Source organism: Janthinobacterium sp. FW305-129, from assembly GCF_020858115.1.
In the GTDB taxonomy this organism is placed as follows: Bacteria; Pseudomonadota; Gammaproteobacteria; order Burkholderiales; family Burkholderiaceae_D; genus Janthinobacterium.
Genome location: NZ_JACYMM010000007.1, coordinates 75,077 through 100,781, shown reverse-complemented (window position 1 = coordinate 100,781; position 25,705 = coordinate 75,077). Strand labels below are relative to the sequence as shown.

Annotated in this window: 24 protein-coding genes; 6 read left to right on the top strand and 18 right to left on the bottom strand. The window is 62.1% G+C overall.

The features are described from left to right. The first annotated feature begins 11 nt into the window (after positions 1-11). From IGS61_RS15660 to IGS61_RS15645, 4 genes are all read left to right on the top strand, one after another. Positions 12-2,261: a PhoX family protein gene (locus IGS61_RS15660; protein WP_230540397.1), complete on the top strand. Its 2,250-nt coding sequence runs from the start codon at positions 12-14 to the stop codon at positions 2,259-2,261. 221 nt (positions 2,262-2,482) lie between these two features. Continuing rightward, on the top strand, positions 2,483-3,136 hold the full coding sequence (ribA, locus tag IGS61_RS15655; RefSeq protein ID WP_230540396.1) for a GTP cyclohydrolase II: 654 nt from the start codon (positions 2,483-2,485) through the stop codon (positions 3,134-3,136). Between the two features lie 70 nt (positions 3,137-3,206). Continuing rightward, positions 3,207-4,574, top strand: a complete 1,368-nt coding sequence (locus tag IGS61_RS15650; protein ID WP_230540395.1) for a S1 family peptidase — start codon at positions 3,207-3,209, stop codon at positions 4,572-4,574. Further along, the gene (locus IGS61_RS15645) at positions 4,571-5,551 is read left to right on the top strand and encodes an FHA domain-containing protein (RefSeq protein WP_230540394.1); all 981 of its coding nucleotides are present in this window, start codon (positions 4,571-4,573) and stop codon (positions 5,549-5,551) included. The genes IGS61_RS15650 and IGS61_RS15645 overlap by 4 nt, the downstream gene beginning before the upstream one ends. A 95-nt stretch (positions 5,552-5,646) precedes the next feature. Here the strand turns inward: IGS61_RS15645 and IGS61_RS15640 are convergent, their stop codons facing one another. After that, on the bottom strand, positions 5,647-6,045 hold the full coding sequence (locus IGS61_RS15640) for a PEP-CTERM sorting domain-containing protein (RefSeq protein ID WP_230540393.1): 399 nt from the start codon (positions 6,043-6,045) through the stop codon (positions 5,647-5,649). Positions 6,046-6,558: 513 nt separating this feature from the next. Here IGS61_RS15640 and IGS61_RS15635 point away from each other — a divergent pair. Beyond that, positions 6,559-6,897, top strand: coding sequence for an MmcQ/YjbR family DNA-binding protein (locus IGS61_RS15635; RefSeq protein ID WP_230540392.1), 339 nt, complete (start codon positions 6,559-6,561; stop codon positions 6,895-6,897). A gap of 12 nt (positions 6,898-6,909) precedes the next feature. Here IGS61_RS15635 and IGS61_RS15630 read toward each other — a convergent pair whose 3' ends face one another. After that, on the bottom strand, positions 6,910-7,530 hold the full coding sequence (locus tag IGS61_RS15630; RefSeq protein ID WP_230540391.1) for a TetR/AcrR family transcriptional regulator: 621 nt from the start codon (positions 7,528-7,530) through the stop codon (positions 6,910-6,912). A gap of 92 nt (positions 7,531-7,622) precedes the next feature. Here IGS61_RS15630 and IGS61_RS15625 point away from each other — a divergent pair, with 92 nt between their 5' ends. Beyond that, positions 7,623-8,837: an MFS transporter gene (locus IGS61_RS15625; RefSeq protein ID WP_230540390.1), complete on the top strand. Its 1,215-nt coding sequence runs from the start codon at positions 7,623-7,625 to the stop codon at positions 8,835-8,837. A 3-nt stretch (positions 8,838-8,840) separates the two neighbouring features. On the opposite strand, the gene IGS61_RS15620 is transcribed toward IGS61_RS15625, so the two are convergent. From IGS61_RS15620 to nuoG, 16 genes are all read right to left on the bottom strand, one after another. Beyond that, entirely contained in the window at positions 8,841-9,143 is a 303-nt protein-coding gene (locus IGS61_RS15620; protein ID WP_230540389.1) for a hypothetical protein, read from the bottom strand. Between the two features lie 57 nt (positions 9,144-9,200). Beyond that, complete coding sequence (locus IGS61_RS15615) at positions 9,201-10,376, bottom strand: PQQ-dependent sugar dehydrogenase (protein WP_230540388.1); 1,176 nt, start codon at positions 10,374-10,376, stop codon at positions 9,201-9,203. Between the two features lie 115 nt (positions 10,377-10,491). Next, a complete protein-coding gene (locus tag IGS61_RS15610; protein ID WP_230540387.1) occupies positions 10,492-12,522 on the bottom strand; it encodes a PKD domain-containing protein in 2,031 nt (676 codons plus the stop codon). Positions 12,523-12,685: 163 nt separating this feature from the next. Continuing rightward, on the bottom strand, positions 12,686-13,186 hold the full coding sequence (ispF, locus tag IGS61_RS15605; RefSeq protein WP_230540386.1) for a 2-C-methyl-D-erythritol 2,4-cyclodiphosphate synthase: 501 nt from the start codon (positions 13,184-13,186) through the stop codon (positions 12,686-12,688). An 11-nt stretch (positions 13,187-13,197) separates the two neighbouring features. Beyond that, positions 13,198-13,905, bottom strand: a complete 708-nt coding sequence (ispD, locus tag IGS61_RS15600) for a 2-C-methyl-D-erythritol 4-phosphate cytidylyltransferase (RefSeq protein ID WP_230540385.1) — start codon at positions 13,903-13,905, stop codon at positions 13,198-13,200. Positions 13,906-13,917: 12 nt separating this feature from the next. Next, entirely contained in the window at positions 13,918-14,613 is a 696-nt protein-coding gene (locus IGS61_RS15595; RefSeq protein ID WP_230540384.1) for a hypothetical protein, read from the bottom strand. Positions 14,614-14,621: 8 nt separating this feature from the next. Next, positions 14,622-15,179 (bottom strand): NUDIX domain-containing protein, encoded by a 558-nt coding sequence (locus tag IGS61_RS15590; RefSeq protein WP_230540383.1) that lies wholly within the window; start codon positions 15,177-15,179, stop codon positions 14,622-14,624. Positions 15,180-15,255: 76 nt separating this feature from the next. Further along, entirely contained in the window at positions 15,256-15,585 is a 330-nt protein-coding gene (locus tag IGS61_RS15585) for a DUF2818 family protein (RefSeq protein WP_230540382.1), read from the bottom strand. Between the two features lie 3 nt (positions 15,586-15,588). After that, positions 15,589-17,091 (bottom strand): NADH-quinone oxidoreductase subunit NuoN, encoded by a 1,503-nt coding sequence (gene nuoN, locus IGS61_RS15580; protein ID WP_230540381.1) that lies wholly within the window; start codon positions 17,089-17,091, stop codon positions 15,589-15,591. 16 nt (positions 17,092-17,107) lie between these two features. Continuing rightward, positions 17,108-18,607, bottom strand: coding sequence for an NADH-quinone oxidoreductase subunit M (locus tag IGS61_RS15575; RefSeq protein ID WP_230540380.1), 1,500 nt, complete (start codon positions 18,605-18,607; stop codon positions 17,108-17,110). 29 nt (positions 18,608-18,636) lie between these two features. Next, entirely contained in the window at positions 18,637-20,730 is a 2,094-nt protein-coding gene (gene nuoL / locus IGS61_RS15570) for an NADH-quinone oxidoreductase subunit L (RefSeq protein ID WP_230540379.1), read from the bottom strand. Between the two features lie 46 nt (positions 20,731-20,776). Beyond that, complete coding sequence (gene nuoK, locus IGS61_RS15565) at positions 20,777-21,085, bottom strand: NADH-quinone oxidoreductase subunit NuoK (protein ID WP_010399724.1); 309 nt, start codon at positions 21,083-21,085, stop codon at positions 20,777-20,779. Next, a complete protein-coding gene (locus IGS61_RS15560; protein WP_034779507.1) occupies positions 21,082-21,714 on the bottom strand; it encodes an NADH-quinone oxidoreductase subunit J in 633 nt (210 codons plus the stop codon). The genes nuoK and IGS61_RS15560 overlap by 4 nt, the downstream gene beginning before the upstream one ends. Positions 21,715-21,779: 65 nt before the next feature. Further along, positions 21,780-22,268: an NADH-quinone oxidoreductase subunit NuoI gene (nuoI, locus tag IGS61_RS15555; RefSeq protein ID WP_010399726.1), complete on the bottom strand. Its 489-nt coding sequence runs from the start codon at positions 22,266-22,268 to the stop codon at positions 21,780-21,782. 14 nt (positions 22,269-22,282) lie between these two features. Continuing rightward, a complete protein-coding gene (gene nuoH, locus IGS61_RS15550) occupies positions 22,283-23,365 on the bottom strand; it encodes an NADH-quinone oxidoreductase subunit NuoH (RefSeq protein ID WP_070224109.1) in 1,083 nt (360 codons plus the stop codon). Further along, positions 23,365-25,698 (bottom strand): NADH-quinone oxidoreductase subunit NuoG, encoded by a 2,334-nt coding sequence (gene nuoG / locus IGS61_RS15545; protein ID WP_230540378.1) that lies wholly within the window; start codon positions 25,696-25,698, stop codon positions 23,365-23,367. The genes nuoH and nuoG overlap by 1 nt, the downstream gene beginning before the upstream one ends. Positions 25,699-25,705: the final 7 nt, after the last annotated feature.

Below are 25,705 nucleotides of genomic sequence, written 5' to 3'. Positions count from 1 at the left end.
CATCGCAGCCCATGAACAAGCCCAACGATCTGGCCATCCGCGCCACCGATCTGAACGACATTGACAGCAACGCGTCCCACGACAACCATTTCAACAGCATCCTGAACGCCCGCCTGAGCCGCCGCAACTGGCTGCGCGGCAGCGCCGTCACGGCCGCTACCGCCGTCATGGGTTCGATGGGCCTGTCCGCTTGCGGCGGCGGCAGCGATGCGGCCGCCGTCACGCCGACGCCGACGCCAACGCCGACGCCCGAAAAACTGCTGGCCTTCACGGCCGTGCCAAAAAGCCTGGCCGACGTCGTGTCGGTGCCGGCCGGCTACACGGCCACCGCCCTGTATGCGCTGGGCGACTCGCTGCGCGCGGCCACGCCAGCCTACAAGAACGACGGCAGCGATACCGATTTCGACAACCGCGCCGGCGACCACCACGACGGCATGGAATACTACGGCCTGTCCGCCGCCGGCGCGCCGCTGGCATCCGGCGCCGAACGGGGCTTGCTGGCGATGAACCACGAAGCGACCACCGACGAAAAACTGTCCTCGCACTTCCTGCACGTGAATGGCGGCACCACCACGCTGCCGCGCCCCGCCGCCGAAGTCGACAAGGAAGTGGCCGTCCATGGCCTGAGCGTGGTGGAAGTCAAGAAGACGGGCAGCGCCTGGGCCACCGTCAACGATTCCGCCTTCAACCGCCGCGTCACGCCGCTGACGGATATCGAGCTTGCCGGCCCCGTGCGCGGCAACGCCCTCGTGGTGACCAAGTACTCGCCGACCGGCACCAAGACGCGCGGCACCATCAACAACTGCGGCACGGGCAAGTCGCCATGGGGCAGCTACCTGTCCGGCGAAGAAAACTGGGCCGGCTACTTCACGCGCTCGGCCACCGACAACGCCGCGCGCGGCGACAAATCCGTGGTGTCGCTGAACCGCTATGGCCGCAGCCAGGGCGGCGCCTCGCGCCACGGCTGGGAAACGGGCGGCAGCGACGACAAGTACGCGCGCTGGAACCTGAGCAAGACCGGCGCATCGGCCGATGGCAGCGACGACTACCGCAATGAGCTGAACGGCATGGGCTACATCGTCGAGATGGACCCGTACGACAAAACCAAGGCGATCCGCAAGCGCACGGCGCTGGGCCGCTACGCGCACGAAAGCGCCGCCTTCAGCGTGCCGGCCGTGGGCCAGCAGCTGGCCGTCTACATGGGCGACGATTCACGCAACGAATACATCTACAAATTCGTCACGGCCGCCGTCTGGGCCGCCGCGGACGCCAACCCGGCCGACCGCATCGCCACCGGCGACAAATACCTCGATTCAGGCAAGCTGTACGTGGCCAAGCTGGCCGCCGACGGCACCGGCCAGTGGATCGAGCTGGCCCTGTCGAACGCGCTGATCCAGGCGTACGGCGCCTACAAGTTCGCCGACCTGGCCGACGTGCTGGTCAACGCCCGCCTGGCGGCCGACGCCGTGGGCGCAACAAAAATGGACCGCCCGGAATGGTGCTCGGTCAACCCGGCCAACGGCGAGATCTATTACACGCTGACCAACAACTCGAACCGCACCGTCAATCCGAGCGGCTCGTCGCAGCTGGCGCCGGACGGCGGCAACCCGCGCGCCTACACGGACATGAAGGGCAGCAGCGCGCAAAACGGCAATCCAAACGGCCATATCATCCGCTTCAAGGAAGGCACGGGCGCGGCGGCAGCCACCAGCTTTACCTGGGATGTCTACCTGTTCGGCGCCGAGAGCGGCGCCGACGCCAGCAAGATCAACCTGTCGAACCTGACGGCCGACCAGGATTTCTCGAGCCCGGATGGCCTCGCCTTCAGCCCCTACACGGGCATCTGCTGGATCCAGACCGACGATGGCGCGTACACCGATGTGACCAACTGCATGATGCTGGCCGCCATCCCCGGCAAGGTCGGCGACGGCGCCAAGTCCACCCTGAACTACGCCACGGCGGCCGGCGGCAACCTGGCCGTCGACACCTTCATCGGCAAGAAACCCACGGCCGACACGCTCAAGCGCTTCCTGGTGGGGCCGGTCGGCTCGGAAATCACGGGCATCAGCGAAACGCCGGACGGCAAGACCATGTTCATCAACATCCAGCATCCGGGCGAAAACACCAAGCTGGAAAATATCGGCGATCCGTCCAAATACACGAGCCAGTGGCCGGCCAACGCCGGCTATGGGACTGGCAAGCGCCCCCGCTCGGCCACCATCGTGATCACCAAGAACGATGGCGGACGCATCGGCAGCTGACGTCCCGTGCCTGGCGGCGGCATCCGCCAGGCAAAGCCAGCCATCCACCTTGTAAAAGGAGGAAGTGCCCCTAAGTAAGGTTCATCACCAGACATTGCAACGACCGAAAGGCAGCCGGGGAAAAACGTTTCCCTGCTTTTTGGTATGATGGCAAGGCGCGCCGGCACCGGAGTGGTGTCGCGCGCCTTTTATTTTTGATAATTACTTATATGAGCACAACCATGCAAAGCGGCGCAGACCTCCTGGCGACAGGCGAATTGGATTACACGACTTCCTGCGCACTGCCGACGCCGTGGGCCCAGTTCACCCTGCACGCCTTTGTCGAGCACGCCACGGGCAAGGAACACCTGGCCATGGTGCTGGGCGATATCGGCAACGGCGAGCCGGTGCTGGCGCGCGTGCATTCCGAGTGCCTGACGGGCGACGTGCTGTTTTCCCAGCGCTGCGACTGCGGCGCCCAGCTCGAAGGCGCCTTGAAACGCATCGCCGAGGAAGGCCGCGGCATCTTGCTGTACCTGCGCCAGGAAGGACGCGGCATCGGCCTGATCAACAAGATCCGCGCCTACCGCCTGCAAGAGGCGGGCGCCGACACGGTACAGGCGAATGAACAGCTGGGCTTCAAGGCCGACGCGCGCAACTACACCTTGTGCAAGCCCATGTTTGCGCAATTCGGCATCGACAGCCTGCGCTTGATGACGAACAACCCGCGCAAGATCGCCGCCATGGAAGCGCTGGGCATCACGGTGGCCGAACGCGTGCCGCTGCTGGTCAACCGCAACGCCTTCAACCAGCATTACCTGAATACCAAGCAAAGCAAGCTGGGCCACATGATGACGCCGGAAACGGCGCCGGCGCTGGAAGACGGCGCCCTGTAATTGCCCGGCCGGCGCGCAGCGGCGCGCCCTCTGGGCGCCAGCGTCGCTCCTGCTCACGCACAAAGGATGCATGAAATTATCTAACTTCGCCTGCTTGCTGGCCAGCCTGTGCGCTGCCGCAGGCGCCCACGCGGCCCCCGCCGCTGCGACTCCTCCTGTAAAACCGCCGCCGGCCACCGCCGCGCCCGCCGCCACCGAACATGCGTCCCTGCCGCCGCCCTCGTCCGCCGCGCAAAAACTGTACACGGCCGCGCGCGCCGATATTTTGCAAGTGCGCGTGCTGCTGAAAAACGGCCGCACGCAATCGTCGGTCGGCTCAGGCTTCTTGATCGGCACGGGCAACCTGGTAGTGAGCAACTATCACGTCGTGTCGCAATTCGCCCTCGACCCGGACACCTATGTGGGCGAATGGGTCGACACCAGCGGCCAGCGGGGCAATGTGGAATTGCTGGCCGTCGACGTGCTGCACGACCTGGCCGTGCTGCGCGTGAACCGCCATGGCACGGGCTTTTTCAAGATGCCGGAGCCGCTGGCACCGCTGACGCAGGGCCAGTACCTGTATTCGATGGGCAATCCGCTGGACCTGGGCTTCGCCATTTCGGAAGGTTCGTACAACGGCGTCGTCACGCGCAGCTTCTACGACCAGCTGATGTTTACGGGACCGATCAATTCCGGCATGAGCGGCGGCCCCAGCGTCACCGCGAACGGCGACGTCGCCGGCGTGAACGTGTCGAAACGCCTCGATGGCGAACTCGTCAGTTTTCTCGTGCCGGCCCGCTATGCGCAGCAATTACTGGCCAGGGTGGCGCAGCAAGGCAAGCCGCCGAAAGACTTCAAGCCGCTGGTGACGGCGCAGCTGCTGGCGCACCAGGACGTCATGCTGGCGCGCCTGCTCGACACGCCGCTGAGCTTGAAAGCCATGGGACCGTACCGCGTGCCCGTGCGCGAGTCGGACCAGATGCGCTGCTGGGGCCGCTCCAACGTCAAGTCCGACAAGCCCTACATGCTCGACAACACGAGTTGCGCCATGGAATCGGCCATCTTCATTTCCGGCGCCCTGCAGACGGGGCAAGTGTCGATGCGCCACGAATTCTTGCGCAGCAGCGAACTGGGCGCCCTGCGCTTTTCCGAGCTGGCCAGCGCCTCGTTCAAGAATGAAAGTTTCGGCAGCTACAAGAGTGCGCACCTGACAGGGCCCCATTGCACCGAACAGTTCGTCAAGAACGCCACCCTGCCCCTGCGCGCCGTGCTGTGCGTGCGCGCCTACCGCAAGTTTACGGGACTGTACGACTTTGCCCTGCTGGCGGCCAGCACCGATGAGCCGCTCATGAGCCTGCAAAGCCGCATCGACGCGCGCGGCGTGTCCTACGCCAACGGCATGCGCGTCACGCGCACCTTCCTCGAAGCGCTGTCGCGCGAAAGCAGCCGCAAGCCATGAAGCCGCCCTATTACATCGAAATCCTCGCCGAGAATGGCGAGGTACGGCAGCGCCAGCGGATGGAATCCCTGCCGATCCACATCGGCCGCGGCTACGACAACGACTTCATCCTCGACGACGCGCATACGGCGGCCCGGCACGCCATCGTCGAGGACGACGGCGCGGGCGGCCTGCTGCTGCGCGACCTGGGCAGCCAGAATGGCGTGATCCACCGGGGCCAGCGCCAACTGCACGTGGCCTTGAGCGGCAACAGCATCGTGCGCCTGGGCCACACGCGCCTGCGCGTGCGCGCCTGCGACCATCCGGTGGCGCCTGAACTGGGCGATACCACCAGGCATGACTGGGAAGGCTTGCGCCCCGCCGTCGCCGGCCTGGCCATGATCGGCGCCTCCGCCGCCTTCAGCAACTGGTTAAGTGATGCGGAAGCCTTCGACCCGATTTCCTACCTGATGATCATCGCCTACGCGCTGGCCGGCGGCCTCGTGTGGGCATCGATCTGGGCCGTGGCAAACCGCCTGTTCGGCCACGTGGCGCGCTTCGGCCGCCACCTGTTCATCATCGGCTGCGGCTTGCTGGCCATGGAAGTGTGGGAACTGGCAAGCAATGTGACGGCGTATGCATTCTCGCTGGAAGTGCTGACGCGCTACGGACGCCATATGTTCATCGTCATTGTATGCGCGATGATCTACTACCATTTGTGCACGATCAAACCGCAGCATCCGCGCCGCTTCGGCCTCGTTGCCGTCGTGCTGGCCATCCTTGGCTCGACCCTGATTTTACTGAGCAACCTGCAGATCAGCGGCCGCCTGGCCGACGAGGCCTACATGTCGGCGATCTACCCGCCTGCCCTGCGCCTGAGCCCGGATAACACGACGGACGCCTTCTTCCGCGGTGCGGCAGGCCTGCAGCGCGCCGTCGACGCCGAACGGGGCAAGGCGGCCAAGGGGGCCGACGAAGACGAGGACAACGGCGATTGACGCGCCGCCATGCAAAAAGCCCGCCGTGTCCTGACAGACCGGCGGGCTTTTTTACGTGCGCCGCGAAGGGCGCAGAATACTGCCAGAACTCGTGCTTAAAACTTGTCGTCCTGTTTGTGGCGCGCCGTGAAGCCCAGCAAGCCCAGGCCGATCAGCAGCATGGCGTAGATGGTTGGTTCCGACACTTCCGACACCAGGCCGTCGGTGCCGGCAATGCTGGACGGATGGTTGCCAGCCGCCTTGAATTGCACTTGCTGGCCACCATCGCAGCAGTTTTCCAGTTCGAAGAGGCGCAAAGTGTGGCTATCGACCAGCAAGGACCTCGAGGCGCTGAGGAACTGGCTGCCATTATCGCTGGCAGCGCCCGCCGCACCATATGCGGCGGAATCGTGCGCGCCAGCGTTCCAGTAGCCGGTGGACAAGGGGATGGTGCTGGCGTTCGCATTGGCAGCGGCAACGATCAGGAACAAGGCGATTCTGGGCAAGTTTTTCATGATGGTCTCCAATCAGTATTCAACGGGCGCAACAGGCGTGAGGGCGCTTGAGCTGAATACACGCTGCATTGTGGCGTGTCGGCGTAGCGCAGGAAGTGCAAGGATGAGCGGTCGGGGACGTGGCTGCCGCAAAACATCGCGGACTTGCGGCGTGCCATGGCGGCACTGCAAGCGTCCTGGAAAGGGTTCGGGTTCCCGGGACAAAACCAGACAGTTGACGGGTCAGGTGAAACGTTGAATCTATTTTATCTTAAATTCCCTGGAAGAAAAGTATTTTTCTTTTAGTCATGTAAGATACTTTTATGGCAAGCAGCCGAAAACAGGCTGGACAGCCCTGCCTGCACGGGCATTGGGCCCCTTGCGCGGCAGGCGGACGTGTCGCGCAAGCACCACAAGCGTGCGCGGCAGTGTCGCATCTTGCGCATTTCTTTTCGCACGCCGCTGCACCACGGGGCGAAACAGCGTGGCAAAATGTAGTCACGCTGCTATCTATCCGAACAGGGGGAAAGAGGAATGGTCGACCTGGAAGAACTACGCTATCTGGCACTGTCGTTTCCCGACACCACCGAGGAAGATCACCACGACCGTCCAGCCTTCCGCGTGGGCGGGAAGATCTTTGCCACCCTGCCCGACGACGAGCACATCAACGTGCTGCTCGATGCGGAAGCGGCGCATATCGCCACCGTCATCACGCCCTCCGGCTGCGAAAAACTGTGGTGGGGCGAACGCCTGGCCGGCATCACGGTGTGCCTGGCCGATGCCGAGCTGGACATGCTGGCCGCCGCCCTGACGGCCGCCTGGCGGCGCAAGGCACCGAGCGACCTGGCCAAGACCATCTCGCCGACGGGGTAGTTACATCGGTAGTTACATCGGCCAATTGCGCAGCAGCAAGCCCACCATTTGCTGCAATTGCTCGCGCGATACGCCCGCCGCCGCCTGGATGGCCATGCCCTGCGACAAGGTCACGACAAAGCGCGCCTGCTGCTCCGGGCAGGAATCGGGCGGCAAATCCCCCTCCTCCTTCGCGCGCCGCAAACGGTCGCGCAGCTTGATTTCACCGCGCAGCCGGCGCGCAAACAATTCATCGCGGATCGGCAAGGCATCGTCGCTGCACGCCAGCGCCGCATTCACGCCCATGCAGCCGTGCGGGCCGTCCGGCATGGTTTGCGCGTCGACATACTGCGTCAGCAAGGCTTCCACCACCTGGCGCGCCGTCGGCTGTTCCAGCGCGGCATCGAAAAAGCGCATGCGCGTATCGCTGTAGCGCTCGAGCGCCTTGTGGAACAGCTGCTCCTTGTTACCGAAGACGGCATACAGGCTGGGCCGGTTCATGCCCATGGCTTTCGTCAATTCCGGCAAGGAACTGCCTTCATAGCCTTTTTCCCAGAATACCTTCATGGCGCAATCGAGCGCTTCGTCCGCATCGAAGGTGCGCGGCCGGCCCGTTTTCGCCTTGCCCTCTTGCTCTTTTTTATCTTGTTTCATACCGTTCGGTAAAAAATTATTGACAACACTGTCTGCCTGCCCTGATTATATACCGACCGGTTAAAAACCTCCCGGCTTTTCAGGAACCTCACATGCAAACACTTTCCAACGCTACTGGCGACGATACCACCGTGGCGCCGTGGCTGGCGGTATTATCCGTCGGCATCGGCGCCTTTGCCCTCGTCACTTCCGAATTCCTGCCCGTCGGCCTGCTGCCCGCGATGGCGGCCGAACTGGCCATCAGCAAGGGCCAGGCGGGGCTGATGATCACCACGCCCGGCATCGTCGCCGCGTTTGCCGCCATTCTCGTCACCGTCGGCTCGGGCCGCCTGGACCGCCGCATCGTGCTGCTGGCCCTGACGGCCCTGCTGGTCGCGTCGAACCTGCTGGTGGCGCTGGCGCCGTCATATGGCTGGATCTTGCTGGGGCGCGCCCTGCTGGGCGTGGGCGTGGGCGGCTTCTGGGCCATCGGCAGCGCCATCGGGCCGCGCCTGGTGGCGCCGCAGCATGCGTCGCGCGCCATGTCCATCATCTTCGCCGGCGTCTCGCTGGGCACGGTGGCGGGCGTGCCGGCCGGCGCGCTGGTGGGCGAACTGGTCGGCTGGCGGGTCGCCTTCGGCGGGGCCAGCGCCATCGCCGTGCTGGTCTTTATTGGCCAGCTGTTGCTGCTGCCCAGGTTGCCGCCCACGCAAGCAGTCCGCTTGCGCCAGCTGCCGATGATCTTCGGCATCCGCAAGGCCAGGCTGGGCCTGATCGCCACGGCCATGCTGTTCACGGGCCAGTTCGCCGCCTACACGTATATCGCGCCCTTCCTCACGCAGATCTCGCACCTGGCGGCCGGCACGGTCAGCGCCATGCTGCTCGTGTACGGCGCTGCCGGCTTCATCGGCAACCTGGTGGGCGGCTGGGCCGCCGGCCGCTACGAACGGGCCGCGCTGATGGCGACGGGCGCCGTGCTGGGCGTGTCCACGCTGGCGCTGGCCGCGCTGGGCAGCCATGCGCCGACGGCCATGCTGCTGGTGGCCGTCTGGGGTTTCGGTTTCGGCGCCATGCCGATTGCCGTGCAGACGTGGATGTTCAAGGCCGCGCCGGAACTGATGGAAGGCAGCAGCGCGCTGTTTGTTGCCATCGTACAAGTATCGCTGGCGTCGGGCGCCTTGCTGGGCGGCATGGCCGTCGACCGGCTGGGCGTGTCCAGCGCGATGGTAGTGGGCGGCGCGTTCGCCCTCGCCTGCGCGCTGACAATCGCGCTCTTCGGCAAGCCGCGCGCCAGCGCCAAGGCCGGCGCGGCCTGCATCGCCTCGTAGGAATCAGATGCGGCCGCGGCGGAATTCTCCGAGGAATTTCGTCACTTCGGCCGCCGTCATCACCACGTCCGCGTCGCCGTGATACGCATACAGGAAAGGCGTGCCGCCCAGGCGGTCCGTCAGCTTGGCAAAGAGTAAAAAGCGGCTGCCCAGCGGGTAGCGCTGCAAGTCCGACAGGCGGCGCGAGCACTGCACCGCCAGTTCCGGCGAAAAAGCCTGGCCCGGCACGGGGCGGATTTCCACGCGGCCGTGTATGTCGCGCGATTCGACGGCAACGTGCCGGTATGCATAAGTATCACGGGCCATGCCGCCACCTTGAATGAAGTAAAGGCGCCATCTTAAGCGAAGATGGCGCCTGGCGTGCTACTGCGGCACGATGCGCAGCAAACGGCCATTGTCTTCGTCCGTCAGCGCATACAGGTAGCCGTCCGGCCCCTGGCGCACGTCGCGCACGCGCGCGCCGATGGCCAGGCGGTCCTGCCCCGTCACCTTGCCATTCGCATCGACGGCGATGCGGCGGATATCCTTCGCCGCCAGGCCGCCGCTGAAGATACTGCCGCGCCAGGCGGCAATCCTGTCGCCCGTGTAGACGGCCAGCCCGGACGGGGCCGGCGACGGCACCCAGGCCACGCTGGGGTTGAGCATGCCCGCCACCTCATGCTTGCCGACGGGTTCATGCGTCGTATAGTCGGCGCCATAGCTTTGCAAGGGCCAGCCGTAGTTGCCGCCCGCCACCACCAGGTTCAGCTCGTCGCCGCCGTATGGCCCGTGTTCCGTGGCCCATACCCGGCCGGAAACGGGGTCGAGTGCCAGGCCCTGCACGTTGCGGTGGCCATACGACCAGATTTCCGGCAAGGCGCCCCTGGCGGCCAGCGGATTGCCGGGCGCCGGCTTGCCGTCTTCCGTCAGGCGCAGGATGGAGCCCTGGTGCGTGGCCAGGTTTTGCGCCTGCTCGCGCGCCAGGCGGTCGCCTATGCGCAGCGGCGGATTGCCGCCATCGGCCACGCTCATCAGCAAAGTGCCGTCCGGCAACCACAGCAGGCGCGAACCGAAATGCTGGCCGCCGCTCTTGTCGGTGGACACCTTGAACAGGGTCTCGATGCCCGTCACCTTCTTGCCATCGAACACGCCCCGCACCAGGGTCGTGCGGTTGGCGTCATGCGTGCCCGTGGACACCGTCATGTACACGCGCGGGTTCGCCTTGCCCGCATCCTGCGGGTGCAGCACGATATCGAGCAAGCCGCCCTGCCCGCCCGTAAACACCTTGGGCATGCCTTCCAGCGCCACATCCTCGAATTTCTTGCCGTTCAGCAAATGCAAGGTGCCCTGCTTGCTGGTGACGAGCGCGCGCCCCTCGCCCAGCCAGGCGATGCCCCACGGCTGGCGCACGCCCTGGGCGACGGTCTCGGCCTTCCAACCCTGTCTGGCGGCGGGCGGCTCGCCCGTGGCTTGCAGTTCGGCGTGGGCGGGCACGGCGCAAGCGGCGAAGGCTCCCAGCAGCAGTGCGGTGGCAAGGTATGTGCGCTTGATGGTTGGCATCCCGGATTCTCCTGTGTCGGCTATGAAAAAGGGCGGCCGGGATGGTCTGTGCCATCGCGCCGCCTTCTAAAAATAGCACAGATTGCCAGGCGGGCGCGCCGCCTGACAGCGACTATCAACGATAAATCAGATGGTACTTGACGCGCGGCGTGTTTTTCTGTGCGCCACCGGTCTGCACCAGCGCCACAGGCTCGCCAGCGGCCGTATGGAAGATGCCGATGCCATAACTTTGTTCGCCGCCAATGACGGGCAAGGTGACGCTGCCATCAGGGAACAACAACTCGCCACTGAAACGCTTGTAGCTGGCTTGATATGTCGCATCACTGCCGAGATAGCCGAGGCCATCGCGTTCCATCACCAGTGCCTCCGCCTTGACGGGCGAATAGCTCATCGACAACACACCATTGTTCGTATTACTCAGAGCGAAGCGACCAACGTACACGAGCGTATCAGACTTGAAGTATGTCCCACTTGCCGTGAACAACAGATCTTCGCTGGCAGACAAGAAAAACGGTGCTGCCATCGGGATTGGATGCGGCATGAAAATAGAGTAGGACGTTTGCAGAATATAGCCTCGCTGCGAATCAACGAGAAAATCCGAAGGCTGAAACAAGGGCTCGTCATTGATAGTGACGAGTCCCTTGTTCAGCGATGCCACGAATATGCCTCGCATCTCACCATAAAAACCTCCGCGCGTGGTTTTCTTCTCTACAAGCTGGCCAGTGCGTGCGTTGAAGCCTTCCAGTACTGGCTCTCTCACCGAGCCCTTGGATTGACCGGCTAAAAAGACGATGCCCGCATCGGTCGTAAACACTTCCGTCTGCGAGCCGGCTGTGCCGGTCGAACGCAGCAGTTTCCCCGCTTCCAGATCAATCAGGCTAACCACCCCCTCATGCAGCACACCGGCCAGTTTCCCGTCAGCACTCAAACTGAATGACTTCACGGCGGCAGGCAAACTGATACTACTGAAAGTGCCATCGACGGGATTGATAATTTTTAAGGTATCGGGATTTGGCGTCGCCACGATCAGGCGGTCCAGCCCCTTGCTGTAACGCGCCTCCAGCGGCCTGAACGGCAGTGCCACGACACTGTAAGTCGGAACGATCACATTGAGCTTCAGGTAGGCCATCGCCGTTTGCCGGCCACTGGTGACCGTCATCGATAGTACATACGGGCCGGTCACGTCTGGCGTGAATGACGGCACCACGGCCGTCGCTGCCCCGATCACCGCGACGGAACCAGCCGGCCGGCTGTCAACAGCCCAGGCATAACTGAGCTTGCCGCCCCCATCGTCGTAGCTCAGGATGCCGCTGGTCACCACCGGCTGGCCAACGGGCACGGTTTGATTGTCACGACTGATGACAGCGACCGTGCCCTGGATCACGCCACTTGGAATCGTGTTACTAGCATCAAACTGGTACACGGTCTCGGCATAGGCACCCTTGCCGTCCGCGCCGCGGGCGCGCACTTTGTACAGGCCCAACACGTCCGGCAAGAAACGCGCCGTTTGATCCGCGACAAACAGCGTGGCGCTGCTACCGGCCGGCTTCTGGATCAGCTCCCACGTTGTGGTCACCTTGTCGCCGTCGGCATCGGTGCTGCCCGTGGCGTCGAGCACGATGCCGGAACCTGCCGAGACGCTCACGGCATCCTTCACGAGCGGTTGCGCCGTAAACGTCGCATTGACCACCACCACCGCATTCGGTACCCGGTTATTCACCAGCACGGTAGCATTCTTTTCTGCAAAGCCGCCCTTGCCATTCGTCACGCGCAACTTGAAGACATACGTGCCCAGGGCGTCGGGCTGGAAGTTCAGCTTGGGGGTCGCGACAGCGCCCATGTTCAAGCCGCTGCCGGCAGGTTTGGAAACCATGCTCCAGGCAAAACTCAGCGTCCCGCCGTCGCTATCCTTGCTGCTACCGGCATCGAGTTCAATCTGCCCGCCCATGCTGCCGACGGCATCGGCGCCTTCTGCTGCCGCCGACACGGCACCGGCAAACAGGATGGCAGGCTGCGGCACGGCCGCTACGGGCGGCGGCGCAGTTTCACTGCCACCGCCACCGCCGCCACATCCGGCCAGCATGGCCATGGCCAGCACACCAGTCCCCAACCAGCGCACGACTGGTCCCTGCATACGACTACGCATATGATTCCGTTCTCTCAATATTTCCCATGGTTATAAAGTGACGTCTTGTCGCGTCCGAAAAAGCGGACAAATATTATCATGACAATAACGTTAAACTTTCACCAAATTCCACCTTGGAAATATTAATTTTCAGGAATCATTAAAAAGGTACGGCAGAGTTAGCTCAGGCGCGCAGCAGCAAGGCCACGGCCTCCGCCGCGATGCCCTCTTCGCGGCCCAGATAGCCCAGTTTTTCATTCGTCTTGGCCTTGATGTTGACCTGGCCCACGGTCACGCCCAGGTCTTCGGCCACGTTGGCGCACATGGCGGCGATGTGCGGCGCCATTTTCGGACGCTGGGCGATGATGGTGGCGTCGATATTGCCGATGATATAACCGGTCGCCTGCACGCGGCGCACGGCTTCGCGCAGCAGGGTGCGCGAATCGGCACCCTTAAATTGCGCATCCGTGTCGGGAAAGTGGCGGCCGATGTCGCCCAGGGCGGCGGCGCCGAAGATGGCGTCCGTAATCGCATGCAGCAGCACGTCCGCGTCGGAGTGGCCGAGCAAGCCCAGGTGATGGGGGATTTTCACGCCGCCGATGATCAGGTCGCGGTGCTCCACGAGCGCGTGGCAGTCATAGCCCTGGCCGATGCGAAATGGGAGGTCGGGTGTCGTTGTGTTCATGCGGGTCTCTTTCAAATGCGGGGATTAGCCAGGTACAGCTCGGCCGTGTGTATGTCGCGCGGCAAGGTCACCTTCAGGTTGCGCGGGTGGCCTTCGACCAGTTTCGGCGCCAGGCCCAGCGCTTCGATGGCGCTGGCGTCGTCCGTGATTGCCTGCGGATCGGGCGCTTCGGACAAGGCCCGGTGCAGCAGCGCATAGCTGAACATTTGCGGCGTCTGCGCCAGCCACAGGCCGTCGCGCGGCACCGTCTGCGCCGACAGGCTGCCCGGCCCGGCCCGCTTGACGGTGTCGACCACGGGCAAGGCCAGCAAGCCGCCGGCCGGGTGTTCGCCGACTTCGGTAATCAGTTTTGCGATCAGCGCCGGCGTCAGGCCAGGACGGGCCGCGTCGTGCACCAGCACCTGGTCATGTGCGGCCAGGCTGCCGTGCAAGGCTTGCAGGGCGTTCAATATCGTCTCCATGCGCGTGGCGCCGCCGCAGCGCAGCACAGTCACGCCCTGCTCCGGCACGACCGTGTCAATCACGCCATCCTCCGCGCTGACGACGATGTACGTATGCGCGATCAGGGGGCTGGCGAGAAAGGCGTCGAGCGCGTGGCGCAGCATGGGCTTGCCGGCGATCGGTAAATATTGCTTGGGACTGCCCGCCTCCATGCGCGCACCCACGCCGGCGGCGGGGATCAGCGCAAAGTAGCGGATGGTGTTCGGTGCTGCTGTCATGCCATTCCTTGTCTAGTTGGCCGGCGCGGCCTTGCCTGCCAGGATGTTCTGGATTTCGCCCTTGCACGCCTTGCCCAGGCGCGCATATTCTTGCGGAGAATCAATGGCGGCCTGCAAGGCTTCCACCTTGCGCATTTCCGCCTTGATATACGGCAACCAGCCCGTATCGATTTCGCGCGCCAGTGCCGCCTTGGCCGTGCCGCTGGGCGCATACAGGGGCCGCGCCTCGAAGCGTTTGTCCAGCGCGGCGCGCACGGTCTTTTCCACGCGCGGCAAATGTTCCATATAGGTCTTCATGTGCCGCAGCTCGTGCGCAAGTATCTCATCATACGCGCACGTGCCGGGGGCAAACTCGCGGCCGATGTAGATCACCACGGGCGCATACGTCAGGCTCACGGTAATTTGCGGCGCCACGCATTCATAGCCGCTGGCCGGGTCTTGCAGCATGGGGCCGGCCAGGGCGATGGCCACCCGAGAATCCGTCTTGGTCAAGCCCAGCACCCAGGTGTTCGCGCGCGCCGTGCCCTTCATCACCGTCAGCGCCCTGTACGGCAAGTGCGTGTCGATGCTGTAGCCGTTCTGCTGCGCCGTCAGCACGGACACCGTCTTGCTGATCGTGTCTTCGCAGCGTACCTGGAACGGCGTGCGCGCCTGCGCCTGCGCACCCCAGGTGACACAGGCGAGCAGCAGAAAAAGCGCCGTGCGCATGCTCTGGATCAAGCCGGCTGCCAGGCGCCGCTGGTAATCTTGTCGAGCCAGAAGATGCCGATGACGGTTTTCACGTCCGTGATCGTGCCATCCCTGACCCAGTCGAGCAGCTGCGGCACGGTGGCCGTAAACGTTTCGAGGAATTCGCCCTCGTCGAGCTGGCGTTCGCCGGCCACGAGTCCCCGCGCCAAAAACAGTTCCAGGTGCTCGTCGGAATACGCGATGGCGTTGTGGATGGTGGAAACGAATTGCCAGTCGGTCGCCGTGTAGCCCGTCTCTTCCAGCAGTTCGCGCTGGGCGCAGGCCAGGTGGGCCTCGCCCGCATCGATCTTGCCGGCCGGGAACTCAATAAACACGCGATCGAGCGGATAGCGGTACTGGCGTTCCATCAGCACCGTGCCGTCGTCGAGCAGGGGCAGGATGACGACGGCGCCCGGATGCAGGATGAATTCGCGCACCGTCATCTTGCCGTCCGGCAGCGCAACACGGTCGCGCTGCACGCGCAGGAAGCCGCCCTGGTAGACGAGTTCGCCGTCCACCTTGGTCTCAGTTAAATTCGTATCCATGCGTTCAGTATCCATACGTTGATTATGCTCAATAAAAAAAAACGGCGCCAGAGGCGCCGCTTTCGGAGGATGGTGCCTAACGGCGTTTACGCAGATAACGAGTCACAAAACCTGGGAAGGCCAGCACCAGAAACAGGCATCCCGTGATGGCATAGAACTCCCACGTCTGCGGAAAACCGTTGCCGATGCGCGCTTCGAGCGCGAATGCCGCGGCGCCGACGATGAAGTACAGAATCACCATCTCCAGCAGGCGCAGCGCCAGCGGCTTGCGCCAGCCTTTGCCCCCGTCTGCCTGCGCCGCCTTTTTCAGCGGCACGGCGGCAAACAGTTTCTCGTTCAGGAAAGGCAGGTTGGCGCCCACAATGCCCAGGGCGATCACCAGCCAGCTCGAGACGGTGACATCCATCGGTCAGGACGCCAGGGTCTTGGTGATGGCCGTCGCGCAAGCGGCCAGGATACTTTCAGGCATCGCACCGAGCGCCAGAACCATCACGCCGTTCAGTGCCAGCACGACGCGCATGTCGCCATGCACGACCAGCGCATTGCTGTCGCTCGGCTCGTCGAACCACATCATCTTGACGACGCGCAGGTAGTAGAAGGCGCCGATCAGCGAGAACAGTACGGCGGCGATGGTCAGCCACAACTGGCCCGTGGCCAGCACCGATGCCAGCACCGAGTACTTGGCCATGAAGCCCATCAGCGGCGGCACGCCGGCCAGCGAGAACATGAACAGGGTCATCACCAGCGCGAAGATCGGGCTGCGTTTGCCCAGGCCCTTGAAGTCGGCCAGTTCGTCTGCTTCAAAACCATTACGTGCCAACAACATGATCACGCCAAAGGTACCCAGGGTGGTGAACACGTAGGTGATGACGTAGTACATCGAGGCGCCGTAGGCGGTGGCTGCGCCAGCCGCGTTCAGGGTGTTGTTCGGCGCGTCCACGGTACCGGACAGCAAGCCCAGCAGAACGAAGCCCATTTGCGCGATGGTCGAGTACGCCAACATGCGCTTCAGGTTCGTTTGCGCGATGGCGGTGAAGTTACCGATGGCCAGCGACATCACGGCCAGCACCAGCAGCATTTGCTGCCAGTCATGCGCCATCGGCAGCAAGCCTTCGGCCAGCAAACGCAGGGTGATGGCGAAGGCGGCCAGTTTCGGCGCCGCGCCCAGCAGCAGGGTCACGGCCGTCGGCGAACCTTGATACACGTCAGGCACCCACATGTGGAATGGCACGACGCCCAGTTTGAAGGCCAGGCCGGCTACGAGGAACACCAGGCCGAAGACCATGATGGTGCCGTTGGTCTTGCCGTTTTCCAGCGCCACGCGCAGTTCGCCCAGGTCCAGCGTGCCGGACGCGCCGTACAGCATCGAGATACCGTACAACATGAAACCGGAAGCCAGTGCGCCCAGGATGAAGTATTTCATGGCCGCTTCCGTGGCCTTGGCATTGTCACGGCGCAGAGCGATCAGCGCGTACAGCGACAGCGACATCAGTTCCAGACCCAGGTAGATGATCAGGAAGTTGTTGGCCGAGATCATGATCATCTGGCCCAGCAGTGCAAACAGGGCCAGCACGTAGAACTCGCCGCCCAGGTTGCCCGACAGCATGCTGCGGTCGGTGGCATAGGCACGCGAGTAGATCAGGGTCAGCGCCACGGCGCCGTACGAGAACAGTTTCAGCAACTGCGACATCGGGTCCGACACGAACATGTTATGGAACGTGTAGACGGTGGTGCCCGCATTGAAGTCGCCCACGGTCAGCAAGGCGCAGCCGGCCAGGGTCAGCAAGGCCAGCACGTAAGTGATCGAACGCTTCGCCGCAGGCAAGAACATATCGATCAGCAAGAGCGCCGACGTGGCGATCAGCAGAAAGATTTCCGCGTACAGCGGTACCAGATTAGGTGCATTAGTCATGTTATCGGTCTTCTATTTAAGGCAACTTGCTGGTGGCGACATGCTGCAGCAGGTCGGCAACCGAAGTTTGCATCGTGTCGGTGAACGGGGCTGGGTACAGACCCATCACGAGCACGGCGATGGCCAGCACGGCAAGCATGAAGAATTCACGTTTGTTGATGTCGGTCAATTCGGCCACGTGCTTGTTCTTGATCTTGCCGAACACCACGCGCTTGGCCATCCACAGCGAGTACGCCGCGCCCCAGATCAGTGCCGTTGCAGCCAGCAGACCAATCCAGAAGTTGAATTTCACCGCGCCCAGGATCACCATGAACTCGCCGACGAAGCCGGACGTGGCTGGCAGACCGCAGTTGGCCATCGAGAACAGCACGAAGAAGGCGGCAAATTTCGGCATGCGGTTCACGACGCCGCCGTAGTCGGCGATGTTGCGGGTATGCATGCGGTCATACAGCACGCCGATGCACAGGAACATCGCGCCGGAGATGAAGCCGTGCGAAACCATCTGCACGATACCGCCCTGCACCGAGATGTCGTTGAACATGAAGAAGCCCAGGGTGACGAAGCCCATGTGCGCGATCGACGAATAGGCGACCAGTTTTTTCATGTCGGTTTGCACCAGGGCAACCAGACCGATGTAGATGACGGCGATCAGCGACAAGGCGATCATGAAGCCCGACAGGTAGTGGCTGGCGTCCGGCGTGATCGGCAGCGAAAAACGCAGGAAGCCGTAGGCGCCCAGTTTCAGCATGATGGCGGCCAGCACGGCGGAACCGCCCGTCGGCGCTTCCACGTGGACGTCCGGCAACCACGTGTGGACGGGGAACATCGGCACTTTGACGGCAAACGCCATCAGGAAGGCCAGGAAGATGAAGATCTGTTCATTCATCGTCAGCTTGAACGCGTGCCAGGCCAGGATGTCGAAGGTGCCCGACACATTGCGCAGGTAGATGATGGCAACCAGGGTCAGCAGCGAACCGAAGAAGGTGTACAGGAAGAACTTGAACGACGCGTACACGCGGTTCGAACCGCCCCAGATACCGATGATGATGAACATCGGGATCAGGGTCGCTTCAAAGAAGAAGTAGAACAGCAAGCCGTCCAGCGCGCAGAACACGCCGATCATCAGGCCCGACAGGATCAGGAAGGAGCCCATGTACTGGGCGATGCGCTTCTCGATCACTTGCCAAGCAGAAATAACGACGATGACGGTGATGAAGGCCGTCAGTGGCACGAACCACAGGGACAGGCCGTCGATACCCAGCGAGTACCAGATATTGAAGGTTTCAATCCACGGTGCTTTTTCGACGAATTGCATGCCGTGTGCGGCGTTGTCGAAATGCTGGATCAGCGGCAAGGTGCACAGCATGCTGAGCACGGCGCCAGCCAGCGACAGCCAGCGGGTAAAGCCCGCTTTGCTGTCACGGCCGAGAGCCAGGATCAGGACGCCGCAAATGATCGGCACCCAGATCGACAGACTCAGGTAAGGAGGTAGTGTAGAAATCGTAGACTGCATCATGGTTCTCAGTATTCTTTTATCAGGTCAGCTTACTTAGCGGGCCAGAATGGCAGGAAATAGATCAGGAAGCCCAGCACGCCCAGGATCATCACGAATGCATAGTGATAGATGTAGCCGGTCTGCAACACTCGCGACAGCGAGGACAGCCAGGCGACGACCTTGGCGCTACCGTTGACCAGCAGGCCATCGATCAGCTTCTTGTCACCGAAGTTCCACAGGCCATTACCCAGCAAGCGGGCACCGCCGGCGAACACGACTTCATTGAACTTGTCCATGTAGTACTTGTTGTCCAGCAGGGTGTGGATCGCGTGGAACTTGGCAAAGAACCAGGCCGGCACACGCGGGTTGACCATGTAGCAGTAGTAGGCTGCCACCACGCCGGACAATGCCAGCCAGAACGGTGCCGTCGACAGGCCGTGCAGCGCCATCGCCATTGCGCCGTGGAATTCATGCGACAACTCTTCCATCGCAGGATGGTTTTCGCCGACAAAGATCACGCCCTTGAAGAAATCGCCATGCAGCATCGGGCCGATCGTCAGGTAACCGATGATCAGCGACGGAATCGCCAGCATCACCAGCGGGAACCACACGACGAACGGGGATTCATGCGGCTTCTGGCCAGGTTCCAGACCGTGGTGCGCGTGGTCGTCTTCCTCTTCTTCATGGTGGTCGTCATGTGCGTGGGCATCATGCTTCGCAGCAGGCGCGTGGTGGTCGTCATGACCGTGCGCATGCGCCTGGCCGAAACGTTCCTTGCCGTGGAAGACGAGGAAGTACATGCGGAACGAGTAGAAGGCGGTAACGAACACGCCAGCCAGCACGGCGAACTGGGCAAAGCCAGCGCCCCAGATATGCGTCGCTTCGACGGCTTCGATGATGCTGTCTTTCGAGTAGAAACCGGAGAACAGCGGCGTGCCGATCAGGGCCAGCGAACCGACCAGGGAAGTGATCCAGGTGATCGGCATGTACTTGCGCAAGCCGCCCATGTTGCGGATATCCTGGTCATGGTGCATGCCGATGATGACGGAACCGGCGCCCAGGAACAGCAGTGCCTTGAAGAATGCGTGCGTCATCAGGTGGAACACTGCCACGGAATACGCGGACGAACCGAGCGCCACGGTCATGTAACCGAGCTGCGACAGTGTCGAGTAAGCAACAACGCGCTTGATGTCGTTCTGGATGATGCCCAGGAAGCCCATGAACAGCGCCGTGATGGAGCCGATCACCAGGATGAAGGACAGTGCCGTGTCGGACAGTTCGAACAGCGGCGACATGCGCGAGACCATGAAGATACCGGCCGTCACCATCGTTGCGGCGTGGATCAGTGCCGAAATCGGGGTAGGACCTTCCATCGAGTCAGGCAGCCACACGTGCAGCGGGAACTGCGCCGATTTGCCCATCGCGCCGATGAACAGGCAGATGCAGGCAACGGTCAGCAGGGCCCAGTCGGTGCCTGGCAGGCTCAACAGCGCCAGTTCATCTTTCTTGGCGAACACTTCCTGGTAGTTCATGGTGCCGGCGTAGGCCAGCAGCAGGCCGATGCCCAGGATGAAGCCGAAGTCGCCCACGCGGTTGACGAGGAAAGCCTTCATGTTGGCCACGATGGCCGTCGGACGCTGGTACCAGAAACCGATCAGCAGGTAGGAGACCAGGCCCACGGCTTCCCAACCGAAGAACAGCTGCAGGAAGTTGTTGGCCATGACCAGCATCAACATCGAGAACGTGAACAGCGAGATGTAGGCGAAGAAGCGGTTGTAGCCTTCGTCGTCCTTCATGTAGCCGATCGTGTAGATATGCACCATCAGGGAGACGAAGGTGACCACGCACATCATCATCGCCGACAGCGAATCGATCTGGAAGCCCACTTCCATCTTCAGGGTGCCGATCGTCATCCAGTTATAGATCGTGCCATTGAATGTCGCGCCATCCATCACTGCCAGCAATGTCTGCACGGACAGGATGAACGCAATCAGTACGCCCAGGATCGTCGCGGTATGCGACGTCTTGCGTCCGACCAAATTACCCAGGAACTGGGTGCCAAGCAAGCCTGCAATCGCGGCACCGGCCAGCGGCGCCAGCGGTACGGCAAGAAGGAGGTTAGGGTTGAGGAGTTGCCCCGCCATGATGAACCTTAATCGTTATTATTCGAGAGATCGAGTCTGAAAAACATCAGCCTTTGAGGCTGTCCAGGTCTTCGACGTTGATGGTATCCAGATTACGGAACATCACCACCAGAATAGCCAGACCGATAGCCGACTCAGCGGCGGCAACCGTCAGGATGAAGAAAACGAAGATCTGACCGGCCGCGTCGCCCATGAAATGGGAGAACGCGATGAAATTCATATTCACCGCCAGCAGCATCAATTCGATTGCCATCAGCAATACGATGATGTTCTTGCGGTTCAGGAAAATACCGACGATCGAGATTGCGAACAGGATCGCGCCCAGGACCAGAAAATGTGTGAGCGATAATGTCATGGTGCCTCCTTAACTTCCGGCTCAGCCGCAGGACGCTCGACAACCGCGTCCATCTTGATGATCTTCAGGCGGTCGTTGCGCTTGACGCGCACGGCATCGCCTGGAGCAAAATGCTTGGTGTCCTTGCGTTTGCGCAAAGTCAGTGCGACCGCGGCAACGATGGCCACCAGCAGCACGACGGCGGCGATTTCGAAGGCGAACACATATTTGGTATAGATCAACAGGCCCAGTTCCTTGGTGCCGCCCAGGTTGACGTTCACTGGCGCGATGCTCGGCGCAAAGTTGCGGAAACCGTGCCACAGGACGGCGGCCATTTCCAGCACGATGATCACGCCCACCGTCACGGACAGTGGCAAGTAGCCCCAGAAGCCTTCGCGCATGCGGTCGATATTGATATCGAGCATCATGACCACGAAGAGGAACAGCACCATCACGGCGCCGACGTATACCAATACCAGCACGATGGCCAGGAATTCAGCTTGCAGCAGCATCCAGATGCCCGCTGCCGAGAAGAAGGACAGTACCAGGAACAGTACTGCGTGGACCGGATTACGGGCCGTGATGACGCGCGTCGCTGCCAGAATCAAGATCAGCGCGAAGGCGTAAAACAAAATTGTTTTAAAGTCCATAAAAAACCCAATAGACGTACAGATGAACGAGGGGCGCGCCGCAGCCAGTGGCTGCGGCGCATCCATCAGCGATAAGGTGCGTCGGCGGCGCGCGCAGCGGCGATGTCATTTTCATAACGATCACCTACGGCCAGCAACATCTCTTTCGTGTAATACAAATCCCCGCGTTTCTCGCCGTGGTATTCCAGGATTTGCGTCTCGACGATCGAATCGACCGGGCAGGACTCTTCGCAGAAACCGCAGAAGATGCACTTGGTCAAGTCGATATCGTAACGCGTGGTACGGCGCGAACCGTCGTCACGCTGTTCCGATTCGATCGTGATGGCCATCGCCGGGCAAACCGCTTCGCACAGTTTGCAGGCGATGCAACGTTCCTCGCCGTTCGGGTAGCGGCGCAGCGCGTGCAAGCCACGGAAACGCGGCGAGATCGGTGTCTTCTCTTCCGGGAATTGCACCGTGATCTTGCGCGAAAACATGTACTTGCCTGTCAGCGCCATGCCCTTGATCAGCTCGCCTAACAAGAGGCTGCTGAAGAAATCTTTTACCTTATCCATTCGTATGCACTCTCTTACTTCCAAATATTCCAGGATGTCTGCATCCAGGCAGCGACGAAGACCAGGTAGACCAGCGTCAACGGGATAAACACTTTCCAGCCGAGGCGCATGATCTGGTCATAACGGTAGCGTGGGAAAGTACCGCGTACCCAGATAAACACCGACACGATGAAGAAGGTCTTGGCGAACAGCCAGAAGAAGCCGCCGAAACCACCCCAGAACTCAAGGAAAGCAAATGGTGCGGACCAGCCACCGAGGAACATGATCGAAGCCAGGGCGCCGATCAGGATCATGTTGGCGTATTCGGCCAGCATGAACATGGCGTAGGCCATGCCCGAATATTCAACCATGTGGCCGGCCACGATTTCCGACTCGCCTTCGACGACGTCGAACGGGTGGCGGTTGGCTTCAGCCAGGCCCGACACCAGGTAGATGACGAACATCGGCAGCAGCGGCAGCCAGTTCCACGACATGAAATTGACGCCCTTGTCGGCGAAGAAGCCGATTTGCTGGCCGCCGACGATGTCGATGAAGTTCAGGCTGCCCGAGACCATCAGCACGATGACCATCACGAAGCCCATCGGGATTTCATACGAAATCATCTGTGCCGAAGCGCGCATGGCGCCCATGAACGAGTACTTCGAGTTCGAAGCCCAGCCGGCGATGATGATGCCGTAGACTTCCATCGAGGTAATTGCCAGCAGCATCAGCAAGCCGGCGTTGACGTTGGCCAGCACGGCTTGCGGACCGAACGGCACGACCGACCAGGCGGCCAGGGCCGGCATGATGGTCATGATCGGGCCGATCACGAACAGGCCCTTGGCGGCCTTGGACGGGATGATGATCTCTTTGAACAAGAGTTTCAGCGCATCGGCGATCGGTTGCAGCAAGCCCAAGGGGCCGACGCGGTTCGGGCCGACGCGGATCTGGATCCAGCCGATCAGTTTGCGTTCCCACAAGGTCAGGTAGGCAACCAGGCCCATCAGCGGCAACAGCACGCACAGGATCTTGATCAGGGTCCAGAAGAACGGCCACGAGCCGCCCAGCAGATCCTGGCCGCTGCTGTTGATGACGTTTACAAATTCAGGCAGAGCCATCAGATTTTCCCCTCTGCTGTTTCAACTGTGATGTCACCGAACATGCCGCCCAGGCTGGCCGTCGAGGCATGCGCCGCCGACACTTTGACCACATTGGCTGGCAGGCCGGCATGAAGTGCCGCCACCAGGATGGCGCTGCCGGAGCCTTGCGCCACTTTGACCTTGTCGCCTGCCTTGATGCCCAGCTTTTCAGCCAATGCCGGCGACAGGTGCGCTTGCGGCGCGGCGCCGTCGACCGTGCGTTGCAACGGTTCGGAGCGGCGTACCAGCGCGTCGGCGAAGTAGATCGGCACGTCGGCGATGCGTTGCAGCGCTGGCGAAGCCGGTGCGTAGCTTGCCGCTTCCGGTGCGTTTTTCGCGATATTGTTCAGCTGTGCCGACAGATCGGTCACGCCGGCGCCGAACGCTTCGTCGCGGATCGCTTCGGAGGTGTCGTAGTCGAAACCGGCCAGGCCCAGGATGTTGCCCAGGACGCGCAGCACTTTCCAGGCTGGACGGGTTTCCGCCAGCGGTTTCACGGTGCCGTTGAAGCTTTGCGCGCGGCCTTCGCAGTTGACGAAAGTACCCGAAGTTTCAGCAAATGGCGAAATCGGCAGCAAGACGTCGGCGTAATCCATGCCGTGCTTGAAGGCGGACATCGCCACGACCATATCGGCGCCATCGAGGGCGGCGCGGGCCGCCTGCGGATTGGCGGCATCGAGTTCCGGCTCGGCGTGCAGCAGCACGTAAGCTTTCTTCGGAGCAGCAAAGGCGGCTTGCACGTTGGCGCGCGGCTTGGCGACCAGGTGCGCGCCTACCGTGTTGGCCGCTTCCGTCAGGTAACCGAGCTTGGCGCCCGTTTGTTCGGCGATCCATTGCGCGGCAGCATGCAGTTGCGACGCTTGCGGGTGTTGCGTTGCGGCATTACCCAGCAGCACGGCGCCGTGGTCGCCGGCCATCAGGCTGGCGGCAATCGCGACGGCCACGTCCGAAGCGGTGACCGCTTCGTAACCGGCTGGCGCGGCGATTTCTTTCGCTTTAGCAACAGCGACGACCACTTCCGACAAGGCTGCCAGCCAATCGCTTGGCGCGACGATCATCTTGTTGGCGATGGTGATCAGTTGATCATCGTCGGACGCGTGCAGGATCGACAGCTTGGCGCCGCCCTTGACGGACGCGCGCAAACGCGTGGCCAGCAATGGGTGATCCTTGCGCAGGAACGAGCCGATGACGAAGGCGCGCTTGATCTGGCCAAATTCGCTGATCGGCATACCCAGCCATGGTTTCACGCTGGCGTCCAGCGCGAAGTCGGTCTGGCGCAGGCGGAAGTCGACGTTCTCGGAACCGAGGCCGTGGGCGATTTTTTGCAGCAGGACCAGCTCTTCGACGGTCGAATGCGGGGTGGCCAGCGCGGCGATGGCGTCAGCGCCATGCTCGTGCTTGATATTTTTCAAACCGTGCGCCACGTATTCCAGCGCGGTCTGCCAATCGACTTCTTTCCACTCGTTGCCTTGTTTCAGCATCGGGGACGTCAGGCGTTCGGCGCTGTCCAGCGCTTCGTACGAGAAACGGTCCTTGTCCGAGATCCAGCACTCGTTGACGGCTTCGTTTTCCAGCGGCAATACGCGCTTGACCTTGCCAGCTTTCACTTGCACGATCAGGTTCGAACCGAGGCCGTCATGCGGGCTGACCGATTTGCGGCGCGACAATTCCCACGTACGGGCGCTGTAGCGGAACGGCTTCGAGGTCAGTGCGCCGACCGGGCACAGGTCGATCATGTTGCCCGACAGTTCGGAGTCGACCGACTGGCCGACGAAGGACACGATTTCCGAGTGTTCGCCGCGGCCGATCATGCCCAGCTCCATCACGCCGGCCACTTCCTGGCCAAAGCGTACGCAGCGGGTGCACTGGATGCAGCGCGACATTTCTTGCATGGAAACCAGCGGACCGGCTTCCTTCGGCGTGACGACGCGCTTGTCTTCCTTGTAGCGCGATTCGCTCTTGCCGTAACCCACTGCCAAGTCTTGCAACTGGCACTCGCCGCCCTGATCGCAGATAGGGCAATCGAGCGGGTGGTTAATCAGCAAGAATTCCATGACCGACTTTTGCGCCTGCACAGCTTTATCGCTGGCGGAGCGCACGATCATGCCGGCACTGACCGGGGTCGCGCAAGCGGGCAAAGGCTTCGGCGCCTTTTCCACTTCGACCAGGCACATGCGGCAGTTCGCTGCGATCGACAATTTCTTGTGATAGCAGAAGTGCGGAATGTAGGTTCCCAATTTGTTGGCGGCGTCCATCACCATGCTACCAGCAGGGACTTCGACTTTTTTGCCGTCTATTTCGATTTCAACCATGGTGATC

Excerpts from the sequence above, each read along its gene's own strand:
- IGS61_RS15595 (WP_230540384.1), bottom strand. The coding sequence starts at position 14,613 with ATGCGCACGGCGCTTTTTCTGCTGCTCGCCTGTGTCACCTGGGGTGCG.
- ispF (WP_230540386.1), bottom strand. The coding sequence starts at position 13,186 with ATGAACACAACGACACCCGACCTCCCATTTCGCATCGGCCAGGGCTAT.
- IGS61_RS15560 (WP_034779507.1), bottom strand. The coding sequence starts at position 21,714 with ATGGACTTTAAAACAATTTTGTTTTACGCCTTCGCGCTGATCTTGATT.
- IGS61_RS15575 (WP_230540380.1), bottom strand. The coding sequence starts at position 18,607 with ATGATGCAGTCTACGATTTCTACACTACCTCCTTACCTGAGTCTGTCG.
- IGS61_RS15610 (WP_230540387.1), bottom strand. The coding sequence starts at position 12,522 with ATGCGTAGTCGTATGCAGGGACCAGTCGTGCGCTGGTTGGGGACTGGT.
- IGS61_RS15620 (WP_230540389.1), bottom strand. The coding sequence starts at position 9,143 with ATGGCCCGTGATACTTATGCATACCGGCACGTTGCCGTCGAATCGCGC.
- IGS61_RS15590 (WP_230540383.1), bottom strand. The coding sequence starts at position 15,179 with ATGGATACGAATTTAACTGAGACCAAGGTGGACGGCGAACTCGTCTAC.
- nuoK (WP_010399724.1), bottom strand. The coding sequence starts at position 21,085 with ATGACATTATCGCTCACACATTTTCTGGTCCTGGGCGCGATCCTGTTC.
- nuoL (WP_230540379.1), bottom strand. The coding sequence starts at position 20,730 with ATGGCGGGGCAACTCCTCAACCCTAACCTCCTTCTTGCCGTACCGCTG.
- IGS61_RS15625 (WP_230540390.1), top strand. The coding sequence starts at position 7,623 with ATGCAAACACTTTCCAACGCTACTGGCGACGATACCACCGTGGCGCCG.
- IGS61_RS15615 (WP_230540388.1), bottom strand. The coding sequence starts at position 10,376 with ATGCCAACCATCAAGCGCACATACCTTGCCACCGCACTGCTGCTGGGA.
- ispD (WP_230540385.1), bottom strand. The coding sequence starts at position 13,905 with ATGACAGCAGCACCGAACACCATCCGCTACTTTGCGCTGATCCCCGCC.
- IGS61_RS15660 (WP_230540397.1), top strand. The coding sequence starts at position 12 with ATGAACAAGCCCAACGATCTGGCCATCCGCGCCACCGATCTGAACGAC.
- nuoN (WP_230540381.1), bottom strand. The coding sequence starts at position 17,091 with ATGACTAATGCACCTAATCTGGTACCGCTGTACGCGGAAATCTTTCTG.
- IGS61_RS15650 (WP_230540395.1), top strand. The coding sequence starts at position 3,207 with ATGAAATTATCTAACTTCGCCTGCTTGCTGGCCAGCCTGTGCGCTGCC.
- IGS61_RS15640 (WP_230540393.1), bottom strand. The coding sequence starts at position 6,045 with ATGAAAAACTTGCCCAGAATCGCCTTGTTCCTGATCGTTGCCGCTGCC.
- IGS61_RS15630 (WP_230540391.1), bottom strand. The coding sequence starts at position 7,530 with ATGAAACAAGATAAAAAAGAGCAAGAGGGCAAGGCGAAAACGGGCCGG.
- nuoI (WP_010399726.1), bottom strand. The coding sequence starts at position 22,268 with ATGGATAAGGTAAAAGATTTCTTCAGCAGCCTCTTGTTAGGCGAGCTG.
- IGS61_RS15585 (WP_230540382.1), bottom strand. The coding sequence starts at position 15,585 with ATGGATGTCACCGTCTCGAGCTGGCTGGTGATCGCCCTGGGCATTGTG.
- nuoG (WP_230540378.1), bottom strand. The coding sequence starts at position 25,698 with ATGGTTGAAATCGAAATAGACGGCAAAAAAGTCGAAGTCCCTGCTGGT.
- IGS61_RS15635 (WP_230540392.1), top strand. The coding sequence starts at position 6,559 with ATGGTCGACCTGGAAGAACTACGCTATCTGGCACTGTCGTTTCCCGAC.
- ribA (WP_230540396.1), top strand. The coding sequence starts at position 2,483 with ATGCAAAGCGGCGCAGACCTCCTGGCGACAGGCGAATTGGATTACACG.
- IGS61_RS15645 (WP_230540394.1), top strand. The coding sequence starts at position 4,571 with ATGAAGCCGCCCTATTACATCGAAATCCTCGCCGAGAATGGCGAGGTA.
- nuoH (WP_070224109.1), bottom strand. The coding sequence starts at position 23,365 with ATGGCTCTGCCTGAATTTGTAAACGTCATCAACAGCAGCGGCCAGGAT.